Annotated in this window: 6 protein-coding genes and 1 other RNA gene; 2 read left to right on the forward strand and 5 right to left on the reverse strand. The window is 62.8% G+C overall.

Going from position 1 to position 5,069, the window contains the following annotated elements; all coding sequences use genetic code 11:
* The coding region (locus EOA38_RS27575) for a PLP-dependent transferase (protein ID WP_189434940.1) at positions 1 to 536 on the forward strand (536 nt) is incomplete at its 5' end.
* 25 nt (positions 537 to 561) lie between these two features.
* Here EOA38_RS27575 and rnpB read toward each other — a convergent pair.
* From rnpB to EOA38_RS27600, 5 genes are all read right to left on the reverse strand, one after another.
* Positions 562 to 961: RNase P RNA component class A (rnpB, locus tag EOA38_RS27580), an RNA gene on the reverse strand.
* 139 nt (positions 962 to 1,100) lie between these two features.
* Positions 1,101 to 1,823 (reverse strand): transglycosylase SLT domain-containing protein, encoded by a 723-nt coding sequence (locus EOA38_RS27585; protein ID WP_126093077.1) that lies wholly within the window; start codon positions 1,821 to 1,823, stop codon positions 1,101 to 1,103.
* 187 nt (positions 1,824 to 2,010) lie between these two features.
* The gene (locus tag EOA38_RS27590; RefSeq protein WP_126093076.1) at positions 2,011 to 2,778 is read right to left on the reverse strand and encodes an N-acetylmuramoyl-L-alanine amidase; all 768 of its coding nucleotides are present in this window, start codon (positions 2,776 to 2,778) and stop codon (positions 2,011 to 2,013) included.
* A complete protein-coding gene (locus tag EOA38_RS27595; RefSeq protein WP_126093075.1) occupies positions 2,775 to 3,494 on the reverse strand; it encodes a DnaJ family molecular chaperone in 720 nt (239 codons plus the stop codon). The genes EOA38_RS27590 and EOA38_RS27595 overlap by 4 nt, the downstream gene beginning before the upstream one ends.
* Positions 3,495 to 3,631: 137 nt before the next feature.
* Positions 3,632 to 3,838 carry a hypothetical protein gene (locus tag EOA38_RS27600; RefSeq protein WP_126093074.1) on the reverse strand — a complete coding sequence of 69 codons (207 nt, stop codon included), beginning with the start codon at positions 3,836 to 3,838 and terminating at the stop codon, positions 3,632 to 3,634.
* A 189-nt stretch (positions 3,839 to 4,027) separates the two neighbouring features.
* On the opposite strand from EOA38_RS27600, the gene EOA38_RS27605 reads away from it, so the two are divergent.
* The coding region (locus EOA38_RS27605) for a hydantoinase/oxoprolinase family protein (protein ID WP_145966090.1) at positions 4,028 to 5,069 on the forward strand (1,042 nt) is incomplete at its 3' end.

The raw sequence follows: 5,069 nt of genomic DNA on the forward strand, positions 1-5,069 counted from the left end.
ACACCAAGGCGATCAATGGTCATTCGGATGTGCTCTTCGGCCATGTCGCCAGCCGCAATCCGGACATCGTCGCGAAAGTGAAGGATTGGCGCGAGACGGCCGGCGGCATTCCCGGCCCGTTCGAGGCCTGGCTCGTGCATCGCGGCCTCGAAACACTCGAGGTGCGCTTCGATCGCATGTGCTCGTCGGCCGAAACGATCGCCCGTCGTCTCAAGGCGCATCGCGCCGTAAGCGGCTTGCGCTTTCCGGGTCTGGAGGGAGATGCCTCGCACAATCTGGCTCGCGCCCAGATGGAGCGCTTCGGCTTCCTCATCTCGTTCGAACTCGCCTCGGAAGAGACTGCAGAGGCTTTCATCGACAATTGCGCGTTGATTGAATCGGCGACGTCATTCGGCGGCGTGCACAGCTCGGCCGAACGCCGCTCGAAGCGCGGCGACGCCGTGCCGCCCGGCTTCGTGCGGCTGTCGATCGGCTGCGAGCCGGTCGAGGAACTCTGGCAGGCGATCGAGGCGTCTTTGGATCATCTCGGCCCATAGCGCGCCGCCAAGACCATTGTAGGAAAATGCCAGCTGGCCTGTAAGCCGGGTTCTGTATGGCCCTCGCGCCTTTCGGCGCGAGAACGTGGCGGCCATTCATCTTGGGCGCATGTCGCCATGCGCCTCACGCAACCTACCCGGGCGGTGGGCCGGAAACAGCCCTCGAAGGTTTCCCCTCGCACCGCCCCTATTCGGTCTTGCTCCCGGTGGGGTTTGCCGTGCCGCTCCTGTTGCCAGTCGCGCGGTGGGCTCTTACCCCACCCTTTCACCCTTGCCGCGGCATTCGCCGCGGCGGTTTGCTTTCTGTGGCACTTTCCCTGGGGTTGCCCCCGCCGGCCATTAGCCGGCACCGTGTCTCCATGGAGCCCGGACTTTCCTCACCCGCAGCCTTTCGGCTTCGCGGGCGCGGCCGCCCGGCCAGCTGGCAAGCGCGTATAAAGGGATTCCCGCCTGAAAACGCAAACGAAAAAGCTAGTGCATGTCTCCCAAAGTGCGCAGCGGTTTTGGGACAACGACATGCATGAACAAACATGCATTGCCCAAATCCACTTCGAAATATGAGCTTTATGCCGGCGAGCCGAGCGCCGCCATCTGCACCTTGACCTTGCTGCAATAGGCGGCCGAAACCGGATTCATCCGCCTTGCACCGTGGCCGGCATTGTATTTCAGGATCGTGCCGCAGGTGGTGCCGCCGCCGAGGCCCTGCGCCATGGCAAGGTACTTCATGCCGTATTTGATGTTGGTATCGGGGTTGAACAGTCCCTTGGCCGAACCCGTATAGCCCATCATCCGCGCCGTCGCCGGCTTGATCTGCATCAGGCCGATCTCACCGGCGCTGCCGACCATGTTCGGCCGGTAATTGCTCTCGATCTTGATGACTGCATTGGCGAGCGAGACCGGGACGCCATAGCTTGCCGCATAGCGGGCGATGATCGCAGAATATTGGCCGCCGGCAGCCCCGCCGCCGATGGCCGAAGACGACGATACGGGCTTCTCCGGGTGAATGGACGCCGTCATCGTCATGTCGACGCTCCGCTTGCCGCGCTTCGCACCGCGTTTCGGCGCTGATCTTGCCGACTTCAATGCGGCGGCCTTTTGCACTTTCGTCTCATCGGTTTTCTTTGGCTTTGCGGCTTTGGGATCCGAGGCCGTCTTCGGCGTTGCGGGGGTTGCCGCGAACCCATTGTCGGCGGCCCGCAAGCTCAGCGGCGCGCTGTTCGCCGGGCCGAAGGCAAAAGTCATCACTCCGGCAGCAACGGCTGCCGCTACAACGGTCAATTTCTGCATGTAGTCCTGTTCTGTTTGAACCGCGCGAAGAACTTCGCTCGGCGTGGCTAACTCAATATCGGCACATCTTGGGAGGCTAGACGTCCGACAACTTGCGGGAGTTGCGTTTGGAGAGCGAATTGGCGCCAATGAAGGCGAGGCAATTCACTTTGTATGACAAAGTTGTAATTTAGGGAACCTGGCGAGACTATCTGAGCGAGGCTGCCTTCACGGAAGCCAGCAGCCTTTGCAACGTGCGGATCGTCGAGTCATCCGCAACGCCGTCGACCAACCGCCGCCGGAAATGCCGCTGAAACGCCGCCACCACGATTTCTGTTTGGCGATCGAAGATGCCCGATATCTCTACGCCATAACCATAGAGCGCCAGCATCGACTGCAATGCCTCGACCTCGGCGCCGGCATCGCCCGCCTTCAGTGCCGCGCCCAGCCTGATCGGGGCCGCGGGAACGAGATGGCCGACGCCGGCCGCAAAAAGCGCTTTCCAGGGAAACTTCTCGCCCGGATCGACCTTGCGCCCCGGCGCCACGTCGGAATGCGCAAGAACCCTCTGAGCTGGAATGGAGTGCCGGCCGATGATCCCAGCGCACAATCCGATCACCGCATCGATCTGCCGCTTCGGGAAAGCTCTATAGCCGAGCGAATGCCCGGGATTGACGATCTCGATGCCGACCGAGCACGAGTTGATGTCGGTGCGCCCGAACCATGAGCTCTTGCCGGCATGCCAGGCGCGGTCGCTCTCGCGCACCATCTGCACGATGCGGCCATCCTCATGGACGAGATAATGCGAGGACACCTCGCTTGCAGGATCGCACAGCCACGCCTCGGCGCCGGCGCCGGTCGCCATGCCGGTATAGTGCAACACGATCATGTCGAGCCTGAGCGTCTCGCGTCGCGGACCGAAATTCGGCGACACCCTGACCTCGGCACCCGGCTGGTCGGGCAAGAAACCGCTCATACGTGCCTGAGGCCCCGTTCGATCATCTCATAGGCCGCGTTGATCGCTGCGACCCTTGTCGTGGCGATCTTGATGAACTCCTGCGGCAGGCCGCGCGCGATAAGCCTATCAGGGTGATTGTCGGAGACCAGCTTGCGGTAGCGCTTCCTGACCTCCTCGAACGGCTTCCCTCGCTCGATGCCGAGAACGACATAGGGATCGGCGGCGCCGAGATTGACGTGCCGCGACAGGATCGCTTGGTAATGCGCCTCGTCGATCCGGAAAATCTCGGCAATGCGATGCAGGAATTGCCCTTCCCGCTCGTGGATCAGCCCGTCGGCCTTGGCGATATGGAACAGCCCGTCGAGTATGTCTTCCAGCATCATGCAATTCGCGTGGCCCGAACCGCAGAGTTGCGCCATGCGCTGGGCATAGATCTCGAACCCTGCGACATCGCGCTTGGCAAGATCGTAGAGGCGCGCCACGTTGCGCGTCTCGCTCGGCGGCACGTCGAAGATTTCCTGGAAGGCGCGCACTTCATCCTGAGTGACGATGCCGTCAGCCTTCGCCATCTTGGCCGAGAGCGCGATCATCGCCACCGAGAAGGCAACGCGCCGGCGCAGATCCGGGTCGCCGGAAAACACTGTACGCACGGCCTCGACGACATCGGCGACGCCCGAGGACGCCGACGACGAAACACGAGCGATGAAGTCGCCGAGGCGGTCCCAAATCGACATGCCGGCTACTTAGTGCGAACCGCCCACCGCTATCAAGCCGGGACGATGCCGCAGGCCCAACGGCCGTTGACCGCAGTCCCGGCAAAAAAAGGAAGGCCAGCGCAAGGCCGGCCTTCCGGATTTCATTCGATTGGCTTCTACTGCGCGGGCGCAGCAGGAGGTGTTGCCGGAGCCGGTTCAGCAGGCTTCGAAGCGTCAGGCGTAGCTGGCTTCATCGGCTGCTCATTGGCCGGCGGGTTGGTGCTTTGGGTGGTCGTGTTGTCAGTGCCGGTACCGCTGTTGCTGCAAGCCGCGACCCCCAGCAGGGCGAGCGCCGAAACAGACGCCAGGATGAGCTTCTTCATGGTATCTCTCCTTCAGCAAACGTTCACATTTCGGTGAACGGTCGCAGGAGAAATGCATCAAGCGGCTCCCAGGTTTCGTAACGTTGCATTTCCAAATGTAACATCAACTGGCGATTGCCGCGGTCGAAACGGCGAACTAACAGAACATACGCTCGCACAGATTGGATAAGCAGAATGCCGGAAGCCGCGGTGAACAAGAAATGGGATTTCTGGATCGACCGGGGCGGCACCTTCACCGACGTCATCGGCCGCGATCCGCAGGGCCGGCTGCACCCGCGCAAGCTTCTGTCCGAGAACCCTGAGGTCTATGCCGATGCCGCCATCCAGGGCATTCGCGACCTGCTTGGGCTAAAATCCGGCACCGCCATTCCCGCGGATCGGATCGGCGACATCAAGATGGGCACCACGGTCGCAACCAATGCGCTGCTGGAGCGCAAGGGCGACCGAGTGCTGCTGCTCATCACCAAGGGTTTTCGCGACGCGTTGCGCATCGCCTACCAGGCGCGGCCGGATATTTTTGCCAAGGAAATCATCCTGCCGGAGCAGGTCTACGAGCGCGTGATCGAGATCGACGAGCGGGTGCGCGCCGACGGTTGCGTCGAGCGCCTGCTCGACATCGCCGCCTGCCGCCCGGCGATCGAGCAGGCCAAGGCCGACGGCATCGACGCGGTCGCCATCGTCTTCATGCATGCCTGGAAATATCCCGACCATGAAAAGGCGGTGGCCAAGGTCTGCCGCAAGATCGGCTTCGAGCAGATTTCGGTCAGTCACGAGGTCTCGCCGCTGATCAAGCTGGTCGGCCGTGGCGACACCACGGTGGTGGACGCCTATCTTTCGCCGATCCTGTCGCGCTACGTGCAAAGGGTAGCCGGAGAATTGGGCCCGGGGCCCCGCCTGATGTTCATGATGTCGTCGGGCGGGCTGACCGCCGCCGACATGTTCCAGGGCAAGGATGCGCTGCTTTCCGGCCCGGCCGGCGGCGTGGTCGGCATGGTCGAGACGGCGAAGCTCGCCGGCTTCGACAAGGTCATCGGCTTCGATATGGGCGGCACCTCGACCGATGTCGCCCATTATGACGGCGAGTATGAGCGCGCCTTCGACACCGAAGTCGCAGGCGTGCGCATCCGCGCGCCGATGATGCGCATCCACACCGTCGCCGCCGGCGGCGGTTCGATCCTGCACTACGAGGCCGGCCGCTTTCGCGTCGGTCCTGACTCGGCCGGCGCCAATC

The sequence above is a fragment of the Mesorhizobium sp. M1E.F.Ca.ET.041.01.1.1 genome (genome assembly GCF_003997355.1).
In the GTDB taxonomy this organism is placed as follows: Bacteria; Pseudomonadota; Alphaproteobacteria; order Rhizobiales; family Rhizobiaceae; genus Mesorhizobium.